15 protein-coding genes are annotated in these 20,051 nt (G+C 63.5%); 9 read left to right on the top strand and 6 right to left on the bottom strand.

The window, feature by feature from the left end:
* Positions 1-79: 79 nt before the first annotated feature.
* Positions 80-1,882, bottom strand: coding sequence for an N-acetylmuramoyl-L-alanine amidase (locus KA354_20620; GenBank protein MBP7937055.1), 1,803 nt, complete (start codon positions 1,880-1,882; stop codon positions 80-82).
* A 268-nt stretch (positions 1,883-2,150) separates the two neighbouring features.
* Here KA354_20620 and KA354_20615 point away from each other — a divergent pair, with 268 nt between their 5' ends.
* Positions 2,151-3,215 (top strand): hypothetical protein, encoded by a 1,065-nt coding sequence (locus tag KA354_20615; protein MBP7937054.1) that lies wholly within the window; start codon positions 2,151-2,153, stop codon positions 3,213-3,215.
* On the opposite strand, the gene KA354_20610 is transcribed toward KA354_20615, so the two are convergent.
* Complete coding sequence (locus KA354_20610) at positions 3,167-3,964, bottom strand: MBL fold metallo-hydrolase (GenBank protein ID MBP7937053.1); 798 nt, start codon at positions 3,962-3,964, stop codon at positions 3,167-3,169. The two genes, KA354_20615 and KA354_20610, sit on opposite strands and share 49 nt — an antisense overlap.
* A gap of 136 nt (positions 3,965-4,100) precedes the next feature.
* Here KA354_20610 and KA354_20605 point away from each other — a divergent pair, with 136 nt between their 5' ends.
* Positions 4,101-4,880 carry an enoyl-ACP reductase gene (locus KA354_20605; protein MBP7937052.1) on the top strand — a complete coding sequence of 260 codons (780 nt, stop codon included), beginning with the start codon at positions 4,101-4,103 and terminating at the stop codon, positions 4,878-4,880.
* A gap of 8 nt (positions 4,881-4,888) precedes the next feature.
* Here KA354_20605 and KA354_20600 read toward each other — a convergent pair whose 3' ends face one another.
* Positions 4,889-6,244 carry a GGDEF domain-containing protein gene (locus KA354_20600; GenBank protein MBP7937051.1) on the bottom strand — a complete coding sequence of 452 codons (1,356 nt, stop codon included), beginning with the start codon at positions 6,242-6,244 and terminating at the stop codon, positions 4,889-4,891.
* Entirely contained in the window at positions 6,241-7,218 is a 978-nt protein-coding gene (locus KA354_20595; protein ID MBP7937050.1) for a hypothetical protein, read from the bottom strand. Before KA354_20595 ends, KA354_20600 begins: the two co-directional genes overlap by 4 nt.
* Before the next feature lie 120 nt (positions 7,219-7,338).
* On the opposite strand from KA354_20595, the gene dacB reads away from it, so the two are divergent.
* Positions 7,339-8,859: a D-alanyl-D-alanine carboxypeptidase/D-alanyl-D-alanine-endopeptidase gene (gene dacB, locus KA354_20590; protein MBP7937049.1), complete on the top strand. Its 1,521-nt coding sequence runs from the start codon at positions 7,339-7,341 to the stop codon at positions 8,857-8,859.
* A 10-nt stretch (positions 8,860-8,869) separates the two neighbouring features.
* On the opposite strand, the gene KA354_20585 is transcribed toward dacB, so the two are convergent.
* The gene (locus KA354_20585) at positions 8,870-10,759 is read right to left on the bottom strand and encodes a hypothetical protein (GenBank protein MBP7937048.1); all 1,890 of its coding nucleotides are present in this window, start codon (positions 10,757-10,759) and stop codon (positions 8,870-8,872) included.
* Between the two features lie 253 nt (positions 10,760-11,012).
* Between KA354_20585 and KA354_20580 the strand changes: the two genes are divergently transcribed.
* The 6 genes from KA354_20580 to ubiA all read left to right on the top strand — a co-directional run bounded on the left by KA354_20580 (position 11,013) and on the right by ubiA (position 18,464).
* On the top strand, positions 11,013-12,515 hold the full coding sequence (locus KA354_20580) for a sulfatase (GenBank protein ID MBP7937047.1): 1,503 nt from the start codon (positions 11,013-11,015) through the stop codon (positions 12,513-12,515).
* A 135-nt stretch (positions 12,516-12,650) separates the two neighbouring features.
* Complete coding sequence (locus tag KA354_20575) at positions 12,651-12,893, top strand: CDGSH iron-sulfur domain-containing protein (protein MBP7937046.1); 243 nt, start codon at positions 12,651-12,653, stop codon at positions 12,891-12,893.
* A gap of 2 nt (positions 12,894-12,895) precedes the next feature.
* Entirely contained in the window at positions 12,896-14,362 is a 1,467-nt protein-coding gene (gene tilS / locus KA354_20570; GenBank protein ID MBP7937045.1) for a tRNA lysidine(34) synthetase TilS, read from the top strand.
* A 52-nt stretch (positions 14,363-14,414) separates the two neighbouring features.
* Positions 14,415-15,332 carry a sugar phosphate isomerase/epimerase gene (locus KA354_20565; GenBank protein MBP7937044.1) on the top strand — a complete coding sequence of 306 codons (918 nt, stop codon included), beginning with the start codon at positions 14,415-14,417 and terminating at the stop codon, positions 15,330-15,332.
* Positions 15,333-15,337: 5 nt separating this feature from the next.
* A complete protein-coding gene (locus KA354_20560) occupies positions 15,338-17,308 on the top strand; it encodes a hypothetical protein (GenBank protein MBP7937043.1) in 1,971 nt (656 codons plus the stop codon).
* A 211-nt stretch (positions 17,309-17,519) separates the two neighbouring features.
* Positions 17,520-18,464, top strand: a complete 945-nt coding sequence (gene ubiA, locus KA354_20555) for a putative 4-hydroxybenzoate polyprenyltransferase (GenBank protein ID MBP7937042.1) — start codon at positions 17,520-17,522, stop codon at positions 18,462-18,464.
* Positions 18,465-18,570: 106 nt separating this feature from the next.
* Here the strand turns inward: ubiA and thrC are convergent, their stop codons facing one another.
* Positions 18,571-19,983: a threonine synthase gene (thrC, locus tag KA354_20550; GenBank protein MBP7937041.1), complete on the bottom strand. Its 1,413-nt coding sequence runs from the start codon at positions 19,981-19,983 to the stop codon at positions 18,571-18,573.
* Between the last annotated feature and the right edge of the window lie 68 nt (positions 19,984-20,051).

Below are 20,051 nucleotides of genomic sequence, written 5' to 3'. Positions count from 1 at the left end.
TAATCCCCCGCCGGTCAGGCCTTGGCAAGACCCATCCGCAGCCCACCACCGCCTCCCCCGCCCCCACCCACCCGTAAGCTCACTCTCGCACCCGCCTCAGAAACTGCTCCAGCGAGTCGGCCACCGCCTGGGCTTGCTGCTCCTGGTAGATCGAATCGAGCAGTCGAGCCTCGTCGGCCGGGTTCGACATGAACGCCTGCTCGATCAGGATGCTCGGCATCTTCGTGTTCTGCAGCGGCGAGTACGAGAAATTGCCCACCACCCCGAACTCGTTCCACCCCAGACCGAGCAGCCCGTTGTACACCAGCTGAGCCAGGAGACGGCAGTGCTTGTCCCGGTAGTACGTGCTCGTGCCCGAAATCTTGAGGAAGCCGCGCCCGTTACCCGCTGCGTTGGCGTGGATGGCTACGTAAAAGTTGGCGTTGACCTCGTTCGCCGCCTCAACGCGAGCCGCAAGCGTCGGGTTGGTGTCGCCCGGCCGCACCACCACCGTCGTCGCCCCACGCCCTTCTAGCACGCCTTTGAACGCCGCAACCGCGGCCGCATTGACGTCCTTCTCCTTCGTACCCATGTGCCCGACGGCACCGTCGCTCGAACCACCATGCCCCGCTTCCAGGGCAAACAACAAACCCCTTAGCGGCGAGGCCGGCTCGGCCGCAATGGCCGGCGGGCGGCGAATGACCAGGCTCAGCGACTTGCCGTCCGTCTCCAGCCAGTAGCCCCAGATCTGCTTGCACTTGAGCGGGACCGTGAGCCGGTACCAGTCGTCCTCCATCTGCTCCCCGGTGATCGTGCCGACAACCCGGGCGCCAGTCTTGTGACTGATCCAGGTGAGCGCATCATGCGTGTTGAAGAAGTCCAGATAGAGCTTGTTGAGCGGCTCAGTCTCGGAGGTGGCCGCCACCACAACCTTCTCCAGCAACGGGACGGTCACCCGGTCATGCTGCTCGTCACCGTTGACCTCGCAGGAAGTGAAGTAGTTGTGCGGCACCAGCGTCCCTTCGGGCAGCCGGGCCACGTCATCGACCGGAATCCAGCCGGTGCGGGATTTCGAGAGCCGGATCCTGTAGTTCGCTCCCTGCCGGCCGACAATCTCAAACCGCACCCCGCGCGGAATGCGCGCCAGGTAGGGACCACCCAGACGCACCGAGTGCAGGCCCAGCGTGATCCCCGATCGATCATCCTTGCATTCGCCAACATGAACCGCCGAAGGATCCCAAACGTCCACCGTGCCCTTCGACTTCGCTTCCATCGTCGGACCATTCTTCGCCCGACGCAGCGACACCGTCACCATCGCAGCCTGGCCACTGCCTCTGGCCGGGGCCTTCACCGTCGCCGAGTAGCTGCCCGTCGGTTCCCCCCGATCGTTCCGGGCCTCGGTCAGCGCAAGCTTGGCCTCGCTGCCCAGGCAAGTGGCAAAACCCGTCCCCCCGGGAGGACCCACCGCCCGAATCGCGAGCGTCTCACCCGGCAGCAAAACGATATCCTCAGCAGGCTCGACCACCTTCAGCACGCTCGGCGGTGGCTCCGGCTGCGGCTCCTTGCGAATCACCGTGACACTGCGGGTCACACGCTGACCGGTCGCGTCCGTCGCCACCACCGCGATCGTGTTCTTGCCCATCTGAAGAGGAATGCCGTCCCGGGCAAAACCACCAGTCGAGTAAACCTCAACCGCCACATCCCCAACCTTGACCTGAACCCCCGGATTCGTGCGGCCCAGAAGATACGCCACTTCCTGCACCGTCTGGTAGCCGTCCGACGGTGCCATGATCTTCAGCGTCAGCGGCCCGCGTGCACCGGCCGGCTTGCCCTGATCCTGGCCGCACGACGAACCGTAGAACAGAATCGCACCGGCCAGTATGGCTGCCTCGCATCTCATCATCCGCGCCCTCGTCCACTATGCAGCCATACGGTACCCGCATCCGCCGGCGAATCAAGCCCGACAACACACGCCGGAAACGGCCCCCAAACTGCCTCGCCGCCCTCACCCCAAAACGTCATCCGACCCGACAGCCCCGCGTCACGCCTACCTCTCGACGTCGGCACTCGCGCCCTGCCCTGCGACTCTCGACCGGGACACGCCCCACGTTCTTCTGTCAACGAAGAAGCCGCAAAACCTGAACCGTCCCAGCAGACCGAAAGGAGAACCCATGTCAAGAGAATCCCCAGATTCAACCGAACTCAAAACCTCTTCTCAACGCCAAATCGAGGCCAATCGCCGCAACGCCGCCAAATCCACCGGACCCCGAACCCCCGAGGGCAAGACCCGGTCCCGCCAGAACGCCTGTCAGCACGGCCTGCTCGCTCGGACCATCCTCATGCCCCCCAATCAACCCGATGAGAGCCTCGACGAATTCACCACCCTGGTTTCCGAGCTGAATCAGCAATACCAGCCCCGCCAGCCCATCGAGAACCTCATCCTCCAACGCGTCGCCGTCGCCTGGTGGCGACTCAGACGAGCTTACCGCCATGAAACCGCCTGCATCATCGCCCGCCGCGATAACGCCAACCACCCTGCCTACCAGTACGCCGCCAGCCTCAACCCATTCATGCCCAAGCCCCCAGACGCCCAGTCCCTGGCCCTCCCCAGGAACGACGACCTCGACAAACTCATCCGCTATGAGAGCATGATCAATCGCCAGCTCCGCCACGACCTCAAGTACCTCGAAACCCTCCAGAAAACCCGATCCGAAAGCTCGGACCAAACCACGGCCAGCCCCCAACCGGTCGACCCACCCCCGCACGCCAACCCACGCCCCCCAACGACCTCATTACCCGTGAGCCAACACCCCGACCACCTTACCCCTCATTCCGTTCCATCCCAATCCGATACCCTTGCCCCACCTCCCCAGGCCGGCCGCCAGGCCCGCACCCTCAGCCCCTGTGCCAGTAGGTGTGGCACCGGCGTCTCCCCGCGGCCAATCCAAACCGCTTCTCTGTCTCACGGAATCCGCTCCGACAAGCTCTGGCACCGTACCTCGCCGCACCACCCGCCATCCCTCTCCTCGGACTCATCACCGCACCCCAACCTCCGACCAGATTGGCGCCCACCACTCTGGCTGACCGCCGACCGCCGATCACTGCTGCTGAATGCCTACCGCCAACCACGGATCGCTGAATTGGCTTCGTTTGGCGCCCGGAAACCACCGCCTGCCCGCACCCCGGATCAGAGGACTTCCAGCATCGGGCTGACTTCGTATCGCGAGGCCACGTGAAGCGGAAAGGACTTGCCAAGATAGTGCCGGTGTGTCTCCAGGGCCAGCTGCGGCTTGTTGTTGTGCTCGCTCAGGTGGGCAATAGCCACCCACCTCAGCCGACCACGGGCAACCCGGATCAACTCCGCGGCTTCATGATTCGACAGGTGCCCGTGCAACCCCCGGATCCGCTCCTGCAGCTGTACCGGATACGGACCGGTGCGAAGCATCTCCGGGTCATAGTTGCTCTCCAGGTAGCAGGCGTCCAGCCCCGGCAGCAAACGAACCAGATCCGGAAACGGATGTCCCAGATCGGTCATGATCCCCAGCCGCTTGCCCTCGTGCTCCACGATGAAGGCCACACCGTCAGCCGCATCGTGCGGCGTCGGAATCGTATGCACGATCACCCCGTTGAACCACAACCTCTGCCCGGCTTTGAAATACCGCACATCGCTCAGCAGACCCAGGCCACAGTTCGTGGCCCGATGCGTCGCCTCGGTCATGTAGATCGGCAGGCCATACTTGCGCTGCAAAACCCCCGCCCCCCGAATGTGGTCAACGTGATCGTGCGAAATCAACACCCCATCCACGTCACCCAGATCACGCCGGTGAACCCGCATCCGGCCCTCGGCCGCCTTCCCCGAAATCCCCGCGTCGAACAACAGACGCACATCCCCAGCCTCGACGTAAATCGAGTTGCCGTTCGAGCCGCTCTGAAGCGAAAAGGTGATCACGCCTGCTCCGTCACTCAGGGACAGCTGCCAACCCATGATAGGCCTTCTCCTGCCCCCGTTCAACCAAGGCAGGACGGCCAGCCCACTTGCCAAACCGCCAGACGAGTACGACAATCCACAGTTCCCCGGCACCCTCTACATGGCCGGTTGAACCAGTCGACGGAGCATCGCGATGGGGCTGCTGGACGGACGCAAGGGCATCGTCTTCGGCGTGGCCAACGAGCGAAGCATCGCTTGGCATATCGCCCGCAACCTGATCGAACACGGAGCCGTGTGCGGCTTCTCCTACCTGCCCGGAGAGAAAATGGAACGTCGCGCCCGCAAGACCATCGAGAACGGCGGCGTCAGCAGTCCGTGGCTTCACCCCTGCGACGTCAGCCGCGATGCCGATCTCGATACCCTCTTCGCGGCCGTACGCGAGCAGTTCGGCACCATCCACTTCGTCGTCCACTCCCTGGCCTTCGCGAACAAAGACTACCTCCAGATCGGCCGCTTCGTCGAAACGCCTCGCGACGTGTTCTCCCAGGCCCTCGATATCTCCGCCTTTACCCTCGTCGGTATCGCCAATCGCGCTCGACTCCTCATGCCCGACGGCGGGTCAATCCTGGCCATGAGCTACTACGGCGCCGAAAAGGTCATCCCCGGCTACAACGTCATGGGCGTCGCCAAGGCCGCTCTCGAGGCCTGCACACGATACCTCGCCGCCGAACTCGGCCCCCAGCGGATCCGGGTCAATACCCTCAGCGCCGGACCCTGCCGGACACTCTCCGCTATGGCCGTCGGCGGCATCGACGAAATGTTCGATTGGGTCGAGAAAAAGGCCCCCCTCCGGCGGAACATCGATACCGACGAGGTCGGCAAAACAGCCGTCTACCTGATCAGCGAACTCGCCAGCGGCGTGACTGGCGAAAACCTCTACGTCGACGCAGGATACAACACCATCGGCCTCTGACCCGCCGGCTAGTCTTCCGCAAGCCGCTCCTCCTCGGGAGCGGATTCATCGACCGGATCCTGACGCCCTACGATGTGAATGCGGTTCTTGCCCGCCCGCTTGGCCTGCAGCAGGGCTTCGTCGGCACGCTCAATCAGACTCTCCGCGTCGTGAGCGTCCCACGGAAACGTGGCCAGGCCACCGCTGATGGTGATGCAGCCTTGGGCCTCCGGCCCAAGCTTGGGGAAGGCGTGAGAGTGAATCGCTTCCTTCGCTCGACGAAGAACCGCCAGCACGTCCGTGGGATGCTTCGAGCCCGGTACACGCGGCTCGTCCGCGTCCCAGAACACCACCACAAACTCGTCCCCACCATACCGGGCAACAATGTCGTGCTGCCGACAGTGCTGGCGAAACAGCCGGCTGATGTCCCGCAGAATCTCGTCGCCGGCCGCATGACCGTACGTGTCGTTGAAGTGCTTGAAACCGTCCAGATCAAACAGCAAAACCGTCACCCGAAACCGCTGCGCACCCGCCTTCTGCAACAACTCGCTCAACGCCTGCAGCAGGTATCGGCGATTGGGCAGCTCAGTGACTTCATCAATCATCGCCAGCGACTGCCAGGATTGCTGCTGCTCGCTGGCCTCAATGAGATGAGCAATCAACTGGCCATAGTGGCGGAGCTTCTCAATCTCGGTCAGCGAGAAAGGAGACTTCTGACGTCCACCGACCAGAATCTGACCCAACGTCTTGCCACCCGCCATGATCGTCTCGACCACGGCCGCATCGGCCTGCGGATCACCCACGTGGGCACACTCGTCCGCAGTCGTAATCCGCACGTGAGCCGTCCGCATCGAACCGGCAATCCACTGGCAAAGCCGCTCCAGAAGCGGTCGCTGCCCTTCACCCATCCGGGCCATCACCTCGGCCAGACCAGTCAGCTCCTCCCACGAGGGAGTCGCCGCCGCCAGCGGCAGCGAGGCCTGACGAGCAGCGACGGCCGGGGAAGTCAGACCCAACGCCTCGTCAAGCTCCTCTCCACGCGGCGGATAGATCAGGTAGTCATCGGCCCCGGATCCGAGAACGCTCCGAGCGGCTGGCTCCCCGCTTGGACGACAGCACAACACAATCCGCGAAGAGGACCCCGCGGCCTTCCGCAAACCGGCGACCGCCGACTCGAGCTTGCGGGCATTCGGATCAACGCCAACCAGCAACCCCCGGGCGGGCTGGTTCGCCAGGGCAGCAATCCCAGCCAGATAGGTCGGGCTCTCGATAACATTGAACTGCGGATAACGGGCGCGAAGCTGAGCAGCCAGCTCGCCAGGATCACAGACCACCGCCAGCCGGCTGCGATCCGTCACACTCCAGAAACTGTTCGGCAACCTCATCCTTGTCGCCCCTGCCGTGACGTGGACCCAGATTGGCTCGACTTGGCCATCAACGCCGCCAATTCGTCCGCAGTCAACTCCACCGGCAGCGGTGCCGTCAGGCGCGCGGGCGAAGCCGCCGCAGGAACTCCTGACTCCCCAGCCGCAGTCGCCTTCGTGGCGTCCGCAGGCGGAACGCTGTTCACCGGCAACCCCCGGCCTGCCGACGCCGGGGGAATACGCTTGGGCCTGCTCGGACTCGGGGACCAGGGAAACGGAGTCGCCGAGGTCTCCGGCTTCGCCGGCGGACGAGTCTCCTCCACCAAACCAACAAGACGCACGTTGGGACGCTCCTCGCGGACCGGCTCCGGCGGCGAAGACCCGGCCTCAACGCCAGCCTCGGTCGAGACCGGAACGGCTGGCGACACGAGACCCGGCGGCTGCTTCACCGAACAGGTCGACCGCTCCACTCCGTCCACTTCGCTCCGCTCTTCCACCGGGTGCTCCGCCGGCGTAGGAACCAACACCAACTCCGCCTGCCGCAACCGCCCCCCAGCCGTCGCCCGAACTCCACGCTTGGTCGCCTCCCTCAGGCTGCCCGCCAACAGGTCACGAACGCCAGCTCGCTGCGACCCCGGAGCCGGTCTGGCAAGATCCTCCGCCAAATCCTCCGACGAAAACCCGCGAGCCCCCTTGGCCACCGCCGCCTCGATCTTGGAGCGATGATGATCCAACCCCACAACATATACACGAGTCTCCCGGCTGACATGAGCCGCAACCTCGAAGAAGTCCATCTCCTGCCAGTCGATGGCCTCAATGTGCACAATCAGAGCCACCGGACGCTGCCGGCCGGTGAGCGTGGCCAGAGCGTCGTAAATGTCCGGCGAATGCTGGGCTGGATGCTCGTCGAGCCAGGCTTGAACCGCGTCCGGTACGCCGGCAGTAAGACCCGCCACGTAGACGACCCGAGAGCCGTGCTGCGTCAGGGAGGGCATGGCGACAGTCCTTACTCCGTTTGCGTTAAACTCCTCTTCCTGCTATTAGAGTCTATCCATCGCTGGGGGTGCGGTCAATCACCAGCGCAATCAAGGGTCTGTTTTCAGGGAGTCTCGCGGATGAGAAGGATCTCGGGTACCCCGCTCGGCGGGTCGGTTGCAGTGCTGTTGGCCATGACCGGCATGTGCCCCAGCCCGGCCTCGGGAACCGACCAGACAACCCTGGGAGAAGAAATCGCCGCACTGGTGAACGACACCCAGTGGGGAAAAATGAGCATCGGCGTCTGCGTCGAAACCCTCGGAGCCCAGCCCAAACTCGTCTTCGAGCACAAGAGCAGGGAATTGCTCAAACCGGCAAGCAATCAGAAGCTCGTGACCACGGCCGCCGCCCTCTGCCTGCTGCCCCCCGACTTCAGCTATCGGACTATCCTCGCCCTGCAGGGTAAGGACCTCGTTGTGATCGGATCAGGCGACCCGTCCTTCGGCGATTCCCGACTGGCTGAACAGGCCAGGGAACAGATGACCGCCGACTTCCACCAATGGGCAGCCAAACTCAAAGCCGCCGGAATCAGCCGAATCGACGGCGACCTGCTCTTCGACGATTTCGCGTTTGAACAGCAGTTCGTGCACCCTAACTGGGTATCCCGGTTCAACTTGCAGACTTGGTACTCGGCCCCGGTAGGGGGACTCAACTTCAACGACAATTGCGTGGACGTGATCATCAAACGGGGGGCAGGCACCGGTCAACCCGCCCAGGTGACACTCATCCCAACCACTCCTTACATCAAGCTCCACAACAAGGCCGTCACCGCCGCCAAGGGTGAACCCACCGTCAGACGACTCGGAAATGGCCCCCTCACCATCTCCGTCACTGGCTCCGTCTCCAGAGGAAACAGCCAGGATAACCCGCTCTCTATCGCAGTGACCGATCCGGGCGAGTTCTTCGCCAGCACCTGTCGGACAGCCCTCGCCAGCCAGGGTGTCGAAATCGCCGGGACGACCAGACGACAACAGATCCGCCAGCCAGGGGACGAACTGCCCGCCGGACTCAAAGTCATCGCCGTCCGTGAAACCAGACTCAAGGATATCCTCTGGCGAGTCAACAAGAGCAGCATCAACATGTTCGCTGAGGCCCTCCTGAAGTCCCTGGGAGCCTGCCAGGGACCAAGTAAACCACCTCGCCAGGGAACCTTGGAGAACGGCCAGGCCGCGGTTCGCAGATTCCTGGGCACCCTCGGACTGACCGAGGATCTCTACCTCATCGACGACGGCTCCGGCTTGAGCCACGAAAACCGCCTCGCCGCCACCACCCTGGTACGCGTCCTCCAGCATATGGACCGCCAGCCCACCCGGGAAACCTGGTGGAATAACCTGGCCGAACCAGGTCAAACCGACAGCACCCTGTCCAGGCGGATGCGAAATATGAAAGGCAAGGTGTTCGCTAAGACCGGCCACATCGCCGGAGTCAGCACCCTCAGCGGCTACGTCATCGGAGCCAACCAGCAAAAGTACGTGTTCAGCGTGCTGTGCAACGATACCCAAAAGGCCAAAGCCAACTCCGGGAGCGGCAACAGGCTCCAGGACCAGATCTGCCAGCTCCTGGCCAACTGGGGCGCCAACAGCACGCGAACGGCCAACTGAGCTTGGCCCACTACCGGGGAATGTCCAACTTGCCGGCCGCCGCTTCCGGCGTCGCTCGAAGGTGAATGCGGTACAGCTCGAAGAAGGTGGGGGCGTCGAGCAGTTCAATGCTCGGCTCGGCCGCCCGAACCTTCTCATAAAGGGCTTCATACCACTCAGGACTTTTTAAAACTGCTCTAAACCAGTGAAAGGGGAGCTTCGCACGCAACCGGACCCGCTCGACAACCGTCCTCGCCGCGGCCTCGGGGCTGTCTCCCAGGTCGTAACCGGCGCGCAGCACGGGCATGTCACCGTGCAGCAGCGATGGGGGAACGTCCTGCGGAACAATGCCGTTGGGGCTGAAACGGGCGTAGGCGTCCAGCCCGTCTCGCTTCAGACCCGGTGCAAAACCGTCAATGATGAAGCCGGTCACGGTCATCCCCCATCGCCGGTAGAGCGGTTCGCAGTGCCTCGCCCAGGCCTCCACCCCGCTGGAAAGACCCGACGACGGGCGGGGTGCCTGAAGCGAACCCGGGTTGAGATATCCCGCCCCGTTGTCCGCGGCTACGAAGTAGTCGTTGGAGGTGGCCGTTCGCCGCATGTAGTCCAAAGCCATGCCCGCCCGACGCTCGGCCACCGGGCTGATCGACCACATCATCGGCACCTTCCCCCGGGCCGGATGATCCCCCAGTACTGGCATCCACTGGTAAATCCATGCGGCGGAGTCAAAATCACCCACGTAGAAGATGATGAACTGACGACCGCCAAAGTCCACCCGGCCGTCCGACGCCAGGTAGCCGCGCCGGCGGAGCTCCTCGGGCGTGATCCACTTCTGCGGATACTCCTTTCGGAGCGGGAAGTGGGCAAAGAACGAGCCGTTGGCCATCGCCCCGAAGACGATCGCATCGGCGTCAATGTAGCCATTGTAGGCGCTGACGATCTTGGAGGTCTCCCATTCGGTCGCTACCCCTTCGTGCTTGCCGCCGGCCTTGGCGTGGTTCGTGTACTTGTACGCCCACGGAGTAAACCCCCCGATGTGAATCATCCGCTCCTTCCCGCCGCGCTGGTAAGCGCTCAACAGCAGGGCCTTGAAGGTGGCCAGATCACAACCCAGCCTCTGACCTGGATCATCAACCGGGGTCTCGTCTCCCCAGATGCTCAGGTCAAAGAAGAAGCCCCGCCTCGCGACAAAGAAGTCGTGATTCGTCAGGGTGTGATGGTTGGGCGACGCCGCCGCGGGATTCCTGAGCCAGTACTGGTCGAGGTAGTAGCCGGCGTACGTCGCGTCCAGCTTGCCGGAGTCGATGTAGAAGTGCTTGAGCCACAGGTAGGCGTCACATTTCGAACTGCCAGTCGATGGAATGTCCGTGCCCGGAATCGTGCCCTTGCCGGTGAAGATCGAGCTACCGTTCTCGTTGAGCAGCCACTTGACCACCGGCAATCGCGGGCCGCCAGTCACGAGCCCGCTGTAGAGACTGTCCGTGTCGGGGTCGTACCGAATGGCGATCAGCTCGTCAATGCCCGCAAGGGTCGAGGCCAGATTGCTCGTCGCGCCGACGTTCGGGTCATACACCACCACGCCCTTGACGAACCGGCGGTAGGCGTTGACTAGGGCGAGAATGTCCGGGATCAGCTCGCGTGGCCGATCGTGCAGCCATTGCCCGGGCTCGGACATGCGCTTGAGCCAGTAGTCGTCGATGTTCATGCCGTGTGCTTCGACGAATCGGATGTACAGGTTGGCCGCCTCTCGGTTGACGTTGCCTTGGAGCGTCGCCACCGCATGGCAGTGATCCCACGCCCGGGCGACCTGCCTGGCATCCTTGGCGTCGAAACGCAGCGCGTAGGTCAGGTCGTAAAGCCCGATGGGCGGGGCAGGGGCGGTAGTCAGAAGACAACTCGACAACAGCACGATCGCGCACATCGCTACCGTCCTTTCGTCCCCGATTGGCATGGCCACAGAAGTGAGTCCATGGCAGTCTGCCCGGGCAACTCGGGGCTGTCAAGCGAGCTCGACCGTATCCCGGCGCAAGAGAAGGGAGGAAGACGCCCGCGGAGGAAGTTGTATACTATGCCCTGACGAGACTCCGCCTGCCTTGTGGGCAGGGGCGTCTGAGCCGCGGTTTGACCTAAGCCGGAATCGAGCCCTGCCGAGAAATGGAATCCGAGGAATCACAATGAGACTGCTGCTGATCGTGGCATTTGCGGTATGGACGTTTGTGCCCCCGAGCCCGGGCGCTCAGCAAACCCCGACTTCCCCCAACATCGTCCTCATCTTCATCGACGACATGGGCTACGCGGATATCGGCCCGTTCGGAGCCCAGGGCTATGCGACCCCCAACCTCGACCGGCTGGCCCGGGAAGGCCGCCGATTCACCAGCTTCTACGCCAGCCAGCCGGTCTGCTCAGCCTCGCGAGCTTCGCTGATGACCGGCTGCTACAATGTGCGAATTGGCATTCTGGGCGCCCTCGGTCCGCGCGCCGAACACGGCATCAGCGCGGGCGAAGTCACCCTTGCCGAGATCTGCAAACAGAAGGGCTACGCCACCGCGTGTTTCGGTAAGTGGCACCTGGGTCACCATCCCAAGTTCCTGCCAACCAATCACGGCTTCGACGAGTACTTCGGACTGCCGTATTCCAACGACATGTGGCCCTTTCATCCGGATGTCGCTGACCTAGCCATGGAAGAGCGTTACAGGAAATGGCCCCACCTGCCCCTGATCGACGGGAGCAGGATTGTCCGACCCAGGATGACCGGCGACGAGCAGAAGATGCTCACCACCTGGTACACCGAGCGGGCCGTCAAGTTCATCGATCGCAACAAGGACCGGCCGTTCCTTCTCTACATGCCTCACTCCATGGTTCACGTGCCCCTCCACGTCTCCGACAAGTTCGCCGGCAAGGCGCAGCGAGGCTTGTTCGGCGACGTGGTCATGGAGGCGGACTGGTCCGTCGGTGAGGTTGTGAAGGCCGTCCGCCGAAACGGCCTCGTGGAACGTACAATGGTGATCTTCACCTCCGACAACGGTCCCTGGCTGAGCTACGGCGAGCATGCCGGATCAGCCAGGCCGTTACGAGAAGGCAAGGGCTCGACCTTCGACGGCGGTTTTCGCGTACCCACCATCATGTGGTGGCCGGGCACCATTCCCGCCGATTCCGTGTGCAGTTCGCCGGCCATGACCATCGACATTCTGCCTACGATTGCCCAACTGACCGGCGCCACCCTGCCTGCCCACAAGATCGATGGCAAGAGCATCTGGCCGCTCATCCAGGGTCAGGATGGTGCAGTGTCACCTCAGGCCGCATACTTCTTCTACTGGGGCGAGGCCCTGCATGCGGTCCGCATGGGCCGATGGAAACTGCACTTCCCGCACCGCTATCCAACACTGGGCGGGCGCCGGGGCGGCACCGGGGGAAAACCCGTGGCCTACAAGGAAGCCGAAATTCCACTGAGCCTCTTCGACCTGGACAGCGACATCGGGGAGACAACCGACGTCAAGGACCGGCACCCCGAGGTCGTTGCCATGATGACCAACCTGGCCGACCAGGTGCGCGAAGACCTCGGCGACTCGGCCAGGAGCATCATAGGATCGGGCAAGCGCCCCCCCGGCCGGCTTGAGCAGGGCGAGGCGCGTTTCGTCATCCGCGATGGCCAGCAGACGCTCAGCCAAGCGCGATAGCCCTGACCGACTGTCAGCGGCCGGCGGACGTTCGCCCGAAGCGAAGCATTGTCCGCAGTTGGACCGGAGGATACAATGCTAGATCTGGATTTTGGCGGCACAGCGCCCAATGCAGCATCCGTGAAAGGAGCAGCCATGGCCAATCCCAAGCACGGGACCCGTCCCATCATCGTTGAAGAGACCCCGGGAAAGAAGTTCTACTGTCAATGTGGCCTGTCCGCCAAGCTGCCTTATTGCGATGGGACCCACGCCCGGGAGGGGACCGGGGTCGGGCCCATCGCCGTCGAGGTCACCGAGCCCGGCAGGAAGGCGATCTGTCAGTGCCATCAGAGCAGCAATAAGCCGTGGTGTGATGGGACCCATGCACGTCTGACCTAGCAATGCCTCGATCCGATCTGGAAACACGATTCATGCAGGCGGTCACCGGCGAATGCCGGCTGGATCCCGAAGAGGGAGTACTGCTCGGCGTTTCCGGCGGGCCGGACTCCGTGACGCTGCTCTACCTGTTCTGCTGGCTGAACGAGCAATCCGGCTGGTCGGTGCCGCTGCACGTAGCCCACTTGAACCATCGACTGCGCGGCGCGGAGGCCGACGGCGACGCCGCCTTCGTGGCCGAACTGGCTCGCCACTTGCGTCTGCCCGTGGTCGTGGATACGGCCGACGTGGCCGGGCGGGCGCAGGCCGAATCGCTGTCCATCGAACAGGCCGGGCGGGTGTGCCGCTACGAGTTCTTCGAGCGGATCTGCCTGCTCAAGAGTCTTCAGGTCGTGGCCCTGGCCCATCACGCGGACGACAACGCGGAGACAATCCTGCATCGCATCATCCGCGGGACGGGCACCCAGGGACTGGCCGGCATCCGCCCGCGGCGGCCACTCCGAGAGGGGAGTGACATTCGGATTGTCCGGCCGCTGCTGGCGTTCCGGCGGACCGAGATCGAGGATTACCTCCGCAACCGGGGCATCGAGTACCGACAGGACGCCTCCAACCTGTCAGAGCAACACACCCGAAATCGAATTCGCAACGAGGTCCTGCCCTTCCTCCGCGAGCGCTTCAACCCGCAGATCGAGGAAGCGCTGATCCGACTGGGCGAGCAGGCTCGAGCCATCAACGCCTACCTGGCGGAAACCTCTGAGCGTACGCTGGACGCCTTTGTCATCGAGCACAATGATTGCGAACTCGTACTGCACTGCCCGCCGCTGGTTCGCAAGCCCCGGGCAATCCAGACGCAGCTCATCCGCCGAGCATTGCTCAAAATGGGCTTCCCCGAAGGCGAACTGACTTTCGGCCATCTCAACGCCGTGGCGGACTTGGCCGCCGGCCAGGACGGCAGCAAGTCACTGGATCTCCCCGGCGGGTTCAAGGCCGTCCGGCGGTACGCGCGACTGGTACTGCAGCGGGCATCGGCCAGCCACATTCCGGCGATACCTGGTGAGGAGGTTCTGGTGGCGGCCGAGGGCACGACCCCGCTACCGGGCTTCGCCCTGGAGGTCGTGGCCGATCGTCTTCCGGCGGATGAAGCGACCATCGGCACACACCTCGGCCGGCAGGCGGATCGCGAACAGTATGTCTACGAGGAGTGGCTCGACGCCGAGAGCGTCCATCCGCCGCTGGTGGCTCGAACCCGACGGCCCGGCGATCGCTTCTTCCCCTTGGGCATGACCGGCATGAAGAAGATCTCGGATTTCCTGATCGACGAGAAGATCGACTCGGCTCAGCGCGAGAAGCTGGTCGTGCTCTGCGATCAACTCGGGCCTATCTGGGTCGTACCTTTGCGGATCGACGAACGCGTACGCCTCACCCGAGCCACCCGGCAGATTCTCCGGCTGCGCGTTCGCCAGCTTGGATGAGGAGCACGTTGTCCTGGCACGAGGATCCTGGTCACCTCGACGGGAGGATAGCATGGAAAAGAGGCGGGCCGATCGCCGTTCAATCCTCAAGTCCGGAGTGGTTGCCGGAGCGGGCCTGGCCAGCTCGACTTTCGCGAAGGAGGCCGTCGAGCTTGCGGGCAAGCCGCCGCCGACGATCCGCAAAGCCGTCAAGATCGGTATGACGCCCGGTAATCTGCCGCTCATCGAGCGGTTCGGAATGCTCAAGGAACTGGGCTTCGACGGAGTCGAACTGGACAGCCCCAATACCTTCGAGGCCCGCGAAGTGCTGGACGCCCGCGATCGGTCCGGGCTGCCGATTCACGGCGTGGTTGACTCGGTCCACTGGAACCTGCCCCTCTCTCATCCCGATGCCAAGGTGCGCCAGCAGGGGCTCGATGGCCTGATCGCGGCCATCCGCGACGCCAAGGCTTACGACGCCGCCAGCGTTCTGCTGGTGCCCGCTACGGTCGACAAGCTGATGACCTACGACGCTGCCTACAAACGGTCACAGGAGGAAATCCGGAAGGTCATCCCTCTGGCCAGCGAACTGGGCGTGGTCATCGCCTTGGAGAATGTCTGGAACAACTTCCTGCTCAGTCCCCTCGAGGCGGCCCGGTATGTCGACGAGTTCAACTCGCCCGCCGTTCGGTTCTACTTTGACGTGGGCAACGTGGTCCGCCTCGGCTGGCCGGAGCAGTGGATCCGCATTCTGGGCAAGCGCATTCTCAAGATCGACGTCAAGGAATTCAGCCGGAAGAAGATGAACGAGCAGGGACTTGGCAAGGGCTTCGACGTCGAGTTGATGGAAGGGGACTGCGACTGGCCAGCGGTGATGAAGGCCCTCCGCGAGATCGGTTTCTCCGGCTGGTTCACGGCCGAGGTCCCTGGCGGGGGTCGTGAGCGGCTCAAGGCGATCGCAGCCCGGATGGATCGGATCATCGGCGGTTAGCCTGGATGGTGATGGAATCCTGGTCGCGGATCGGGCTTCGGATCGAGACGCCTGAGGTTCTTCGGCCAGACGCCGGCGCGGCTCCCGTCGTCGCGGGCGGTGTGCCGGATCGTGCCGACAGCATGGCCGTCGTGGCTTTTCCCGGAGTACTTCGCTGGGAGTATGTGACTTCTCGGTTCATCTGGAGGTTGACGATGCCCCGCAAGGGAGTGTCTTGTTCCGCATTGTGGACCAGCATGTTGATCTTGTACGGAACAGCCGCGTGGGCTCAGACCAGCCGGCCGGCCATGGTCGACACCTTTCCCGATACCTGGGTGGCCACCGACGCCCTGGGGCGATCCGTTTCGACCTCTGCCAAGGTGGGCCCGCCGCGCCGGGACAGGTTTGTGGGTATCTTCTACTTCCTGTGGTTGGGTCAGCATGGGACGGACGGCCCTTACGACGTGAGCCGGGTGCTGGCTTCTCATCCGGCAGCCATGACTCAACCCTCCAGCCCGCCCTGGGGCCCGGAACGTCACTTCCACTTCTGGGGCGAACCCCTCTTCGGGTACTACCTGAGCGACGATCCCTGGGTCATCCGCAAGCACGCTCAGATGCTCTCTGATGCCGGCGTGGACACGCTCGTTTTCGACGTGACCAACCAGGTGACGTATCCGAAGAGCTACTTCAAGCTCTGCGAAGTCTTCGCCCAAGTGCGCAGCGAGGGGGGCATGACGCCGCACATCGCTTTTCTGTGCCCCTTCTGGGACCCTGGCAAGGTCGTCTCCGAGTTGCACCGCGACCTGTACCAACCCCGGCGATATCCGGATCTGTGGTTCCAGTGGAAGGGCAAGCCGCTGATCCTGGCCGACAAGGAGAAAGTCCCTCGCGAGCTCCGCGACGTCTTCACCTTCCGCAAGCCGCAGCCCGATTACTTCGCCGGACCGAGCGAGCCGAACCAGTGGGGCTGGCTGGAGATCTCGCCGCAGCACGTGTTCTGTGACGACAACGGGCGGCCGGAGCAGATGACCGTTGGCGTAGCCCAGAATGGCACCGGTCGGCGTCTGTGTGCCTTCAGCGAGAAAAACACGTATGGGCGGAGCTGGCACAACGGCTGCAAGGATGCACGGCCGGATGCGGTCAACTGGGGTTTCAACCTCGCGGAGCAGTGGGAGCGGGCCCTCAAGGTCGATCCCGAGTTCGTGTTCATCACGGGCTGGAACGAGTGGATCGCCATGCGCTTGCCCGAGTTCAACGGTGTCAAAGAACCGGTGATGTTCGTCGATCAGTACACCCAGGAGTACAGCCGAGACGTCGAGCCGATGAAGGGTGGCCACGGTGACAATTACTACTACCAGATGGTCGACTGCATCCGGAAGTTCAAGGGAGCACGCCCACCGCCCGCCGCAAGTGGTACCGCGGCCATTGCGATCGACGGCCAGTTCGACGACTGGAAGAACGTGCATCCCGAGTTCCGTGATTCCGTCGGGGACACCGCCGCCCGGGACCATCCCGGATACGACCAGGCCGGCCGATACGTCAATGCGACCGGAAGGAATGACCTTGCGTTCGCCAAGATCGCGACCGGCGGGAACGACGTGTGCTTCTACGCGCGGACCAAGAAGCCGATCACGCCGTTCACCGATCCGGCATGGATGATGCTGTTCATCGACGCGGACGCCGATCCTAAGACAGGATGGTGCGGATACGATTTCGTCGTCAATCGCAAGCTCAAGGATGCGACCACGACGGTGCTGGAGAAGAACACGGGGGGCTGGAAATGGGAGCCGGTTGCCGAATTGCAGTACCGTGTCCGGCTGAACGAACTGGAACTGGCAGTTCCGCGGTCCGCGCTAGGGCTTGCGGATGGCTCGGCGAAGCTGCGTCTCGACTTCAAGTGGTACGACCATATGCAGAAGGAGGGCGATCCGCTGGACTTCACCGTGAACGGTGACGCCGCTCCGAACGGGCGGTTCAGCTACCGATTCCAGCAGTAGGGGGGAGACGGCGACTCCGGCACTGGTTTCGGAGGCTTCTGAATCGCGACGACCGAAAGCAACGGCGCGCTCCGACTGACAGGCTTCTGGGGATCCTCGTTCTGATCGGCCGCGCGTGGCTCGTAGCCATGGACCGGCGACGATTCCCGGTGTGGATGGCATCACCCGTTCATCTGGGTCCTGTTTCGAGGAAGGCGTGGAGAGATAGAGGATGGCTGGAACGTCGCGGAGTACGCATGGTTTCGTGGGGGCGGTGCTGCGATGGGGTGAGATGGTCAAGTTGGCGCACTCGGTGTTTGCCTTGCCGTTCGCGCTGATGGCGACGTTCCTGGCCGGGCGGGCGGCATACCTCGCGGGGCAGGCGAGTCATGTCTATCCTTCGCCCGAGCAGATCATCCTGATTGTGGCGTGCATGGTCGCGGCTCGCTCGGTGGCCATGACCTTCAACAGGATCGTCGATGCCGAGCTGGATGCCCGCAATCCCCGGACCCAAGGCCGGGCGATACCGGCCGGCGTGTTCTCGAAGCGGCAGGCGGCAGGGTTCCTGTTCGCGGCCGTGTTCGTTTTTGAGTTGTCCTGCGCCGGTTTCCTGTGGCTTGACGGAAACAGCTGGCCGCTGGCTTGCTCGCTGCCCGTTCTTGGCTATCTGTGTTTCTACTCCTACACCAAGCGATTCACGCGGTTGTCGCATTTCGTGCTGGGAAGTGCGATTGCCTTGTCTCCGGTGGGGGCGTGGCTAGCCGTCCATCCGGGATCGGTGGGCTGGCCAGCCTTGGTCCTGATGGCTACGGTGACGTTGTGGATTGGCGGATTCGACATCATCTATGCCTGCCAGGACATTGCCACCGACCGGGCCGAAGGGCTGTACAGTCTGCCCTCGCGGCTGGGCATTGGGCCCGCCCTGTGGATCGTGCGGGCGGCGCATCTGGCCACCGTGGGTCTGCTCGTGTTGCTGGGTGGCCTGACCGGCCTGGGGTGGTTGTACTTCGCCGGCGTGGGCGTCGTAGCGGTGCTGCTGGCGGTGGAGAACGCGCTGGTTCGGCCAGGCGACCTGTCCCGGGTCAAGCTGGCGTTCTTCACGATCAACGGGGTGGTCAGCGTGCTCCTCGGGCTGCTGACCATTGGGGATGTTCTCATGGACTCGAGTCGACGGTAAGCGGTGCCGGAGCCTCTGCCTTGAATTCCGGTCCGGAAGCGTACCGTGCCAGAGGGGGACCCTCCTATATGAGGTCTAATACTACTTGAGACTCCTTAGACATCTATCACGCTGGCAGGGTTTCGCCCAACGCGGAGCAGATGGCCTCCAGATCGTCGGCCACCCGGCGGGGGGGGTTGGCACAGACGCCGGTCGGGGGGACCGCCGGTGGGGGAGTCAGGGCCTTCATGTCGATGCCGGTGTGGTACTTGACGGTGGCGTCGGGGTCTTTCAGTTCATGGCCGGTGAGGATGCAGACCACGTTTTCATCCGGCGAGATGATCTGTTGTTTCAGGAGCAGGTTGAGGCCGGCGACGCTGGCGGCACTGGCCGGCTCGCAGCCGAAACCGTAGCGGCCGACAAGGGCTTTGTGCTCCAGAATGACCTCGTCGCTGACCTCGCGAACCACGCCCTTGCAGATGTCCAGAGCCCGCAGTGCCTTGGGCAGGTTGACGGGCCGGGAGATCTCGATGGCCGACGCGATGGTGTGCGGCAGGTAATGGCTGTCGTCCATCACTCTGTACAGTGCGGAGACCTTGTCGCGATCGTATCGTCCGCCGTTCCAGCTGACCTTGTGCTTGTCGACCAGCTGGTGGAGGGTGTTCGCGCCGGTGGCGTTGATGATGGCCAGGCGGGGGATGCGTTTGATCAGGCCGAGCTCCTGCAGTTCCCGGAAAGCCTTGCCGAATGCGCTGCAGTTGCCGAGATTGCCGCCGGGCACGATGACCCAGTCGGGTACTTGCCAGCCGAGTGCCTCCAGGACGCGGTACATGATCGCCTTCTGGCCTTCGAGGCGGAACGGGTTGACGGAGTTCATCAGGTAGATGCCGAGCTTGTCGGCGATCTGCATGACCCGGCGAAGGCAGGCATCGAAATCGCCCTCGATCTGCAGGGTGAGGGCGCCGTAGTCGAGGGCCTGGGAGAGCTTGCCGTAGGCGATCTTGCCGGTTCCGATGAAGACGATGCCTTGCATGGGCGGCTCGCTCTTGTTGGCGAACATGGCCAGCGAGGCGGAGGTGTTCCCGGTGCTGGCGCAGGCCACGCGCCGCCGCCCGAGCATGCGGGCCAGGCTGAACGCTGCGGTCATACCGTTGTCCTTGAAGCTGCCCGAGGGATTCAGCCCCTCGTACTGAAGGAACAGGCGGCTGGGTTTCATGCCGATCTGACGGCCGAGCGTGTCGCATTGCTCCAGCAGCGTCCGTCCTTCGCCGATGGTGACGACGGCTTCGTTCGGGACGAATGGAAGCAGTTCGCGGAACCGCCACACCCCGGAGAAGTCGAGCCGTCCCTCCGACCACAGTCCCTTGGTTCCCCAGCGGTGCTCGAAGTACTCGAGCGAGCGAGGCAGGGCCAGCCGCTCCCAGTCGTAGACGACGTCGAGCAGGGACTTGCACTTGTCGCAACTGAAGAGAATCTGGTCGATGCCGTAGGTGGCCTGGCAATCCGGATTGATGCAGATCTGATAGGCTTTCTCGGTCATGGTTGTTGTTCCGCCGTGTTGTGCTTCCTGGACGACGAAGGGAAGCGGGTCGTGCGGCTCAGTATACG

The sequence above is a fragment of the Phycisphaerae bacterium genome (assembly GCA_018003015.1).
Classification (GTDB): domain Bacteria; phylum Planctomycetota; class Phycisphaerae; order UBA1845; family PWPN01; genus JAGNEZ01.
This window is presented reverse-complemented; position numbering and strand designations above follow the sequence as displayed.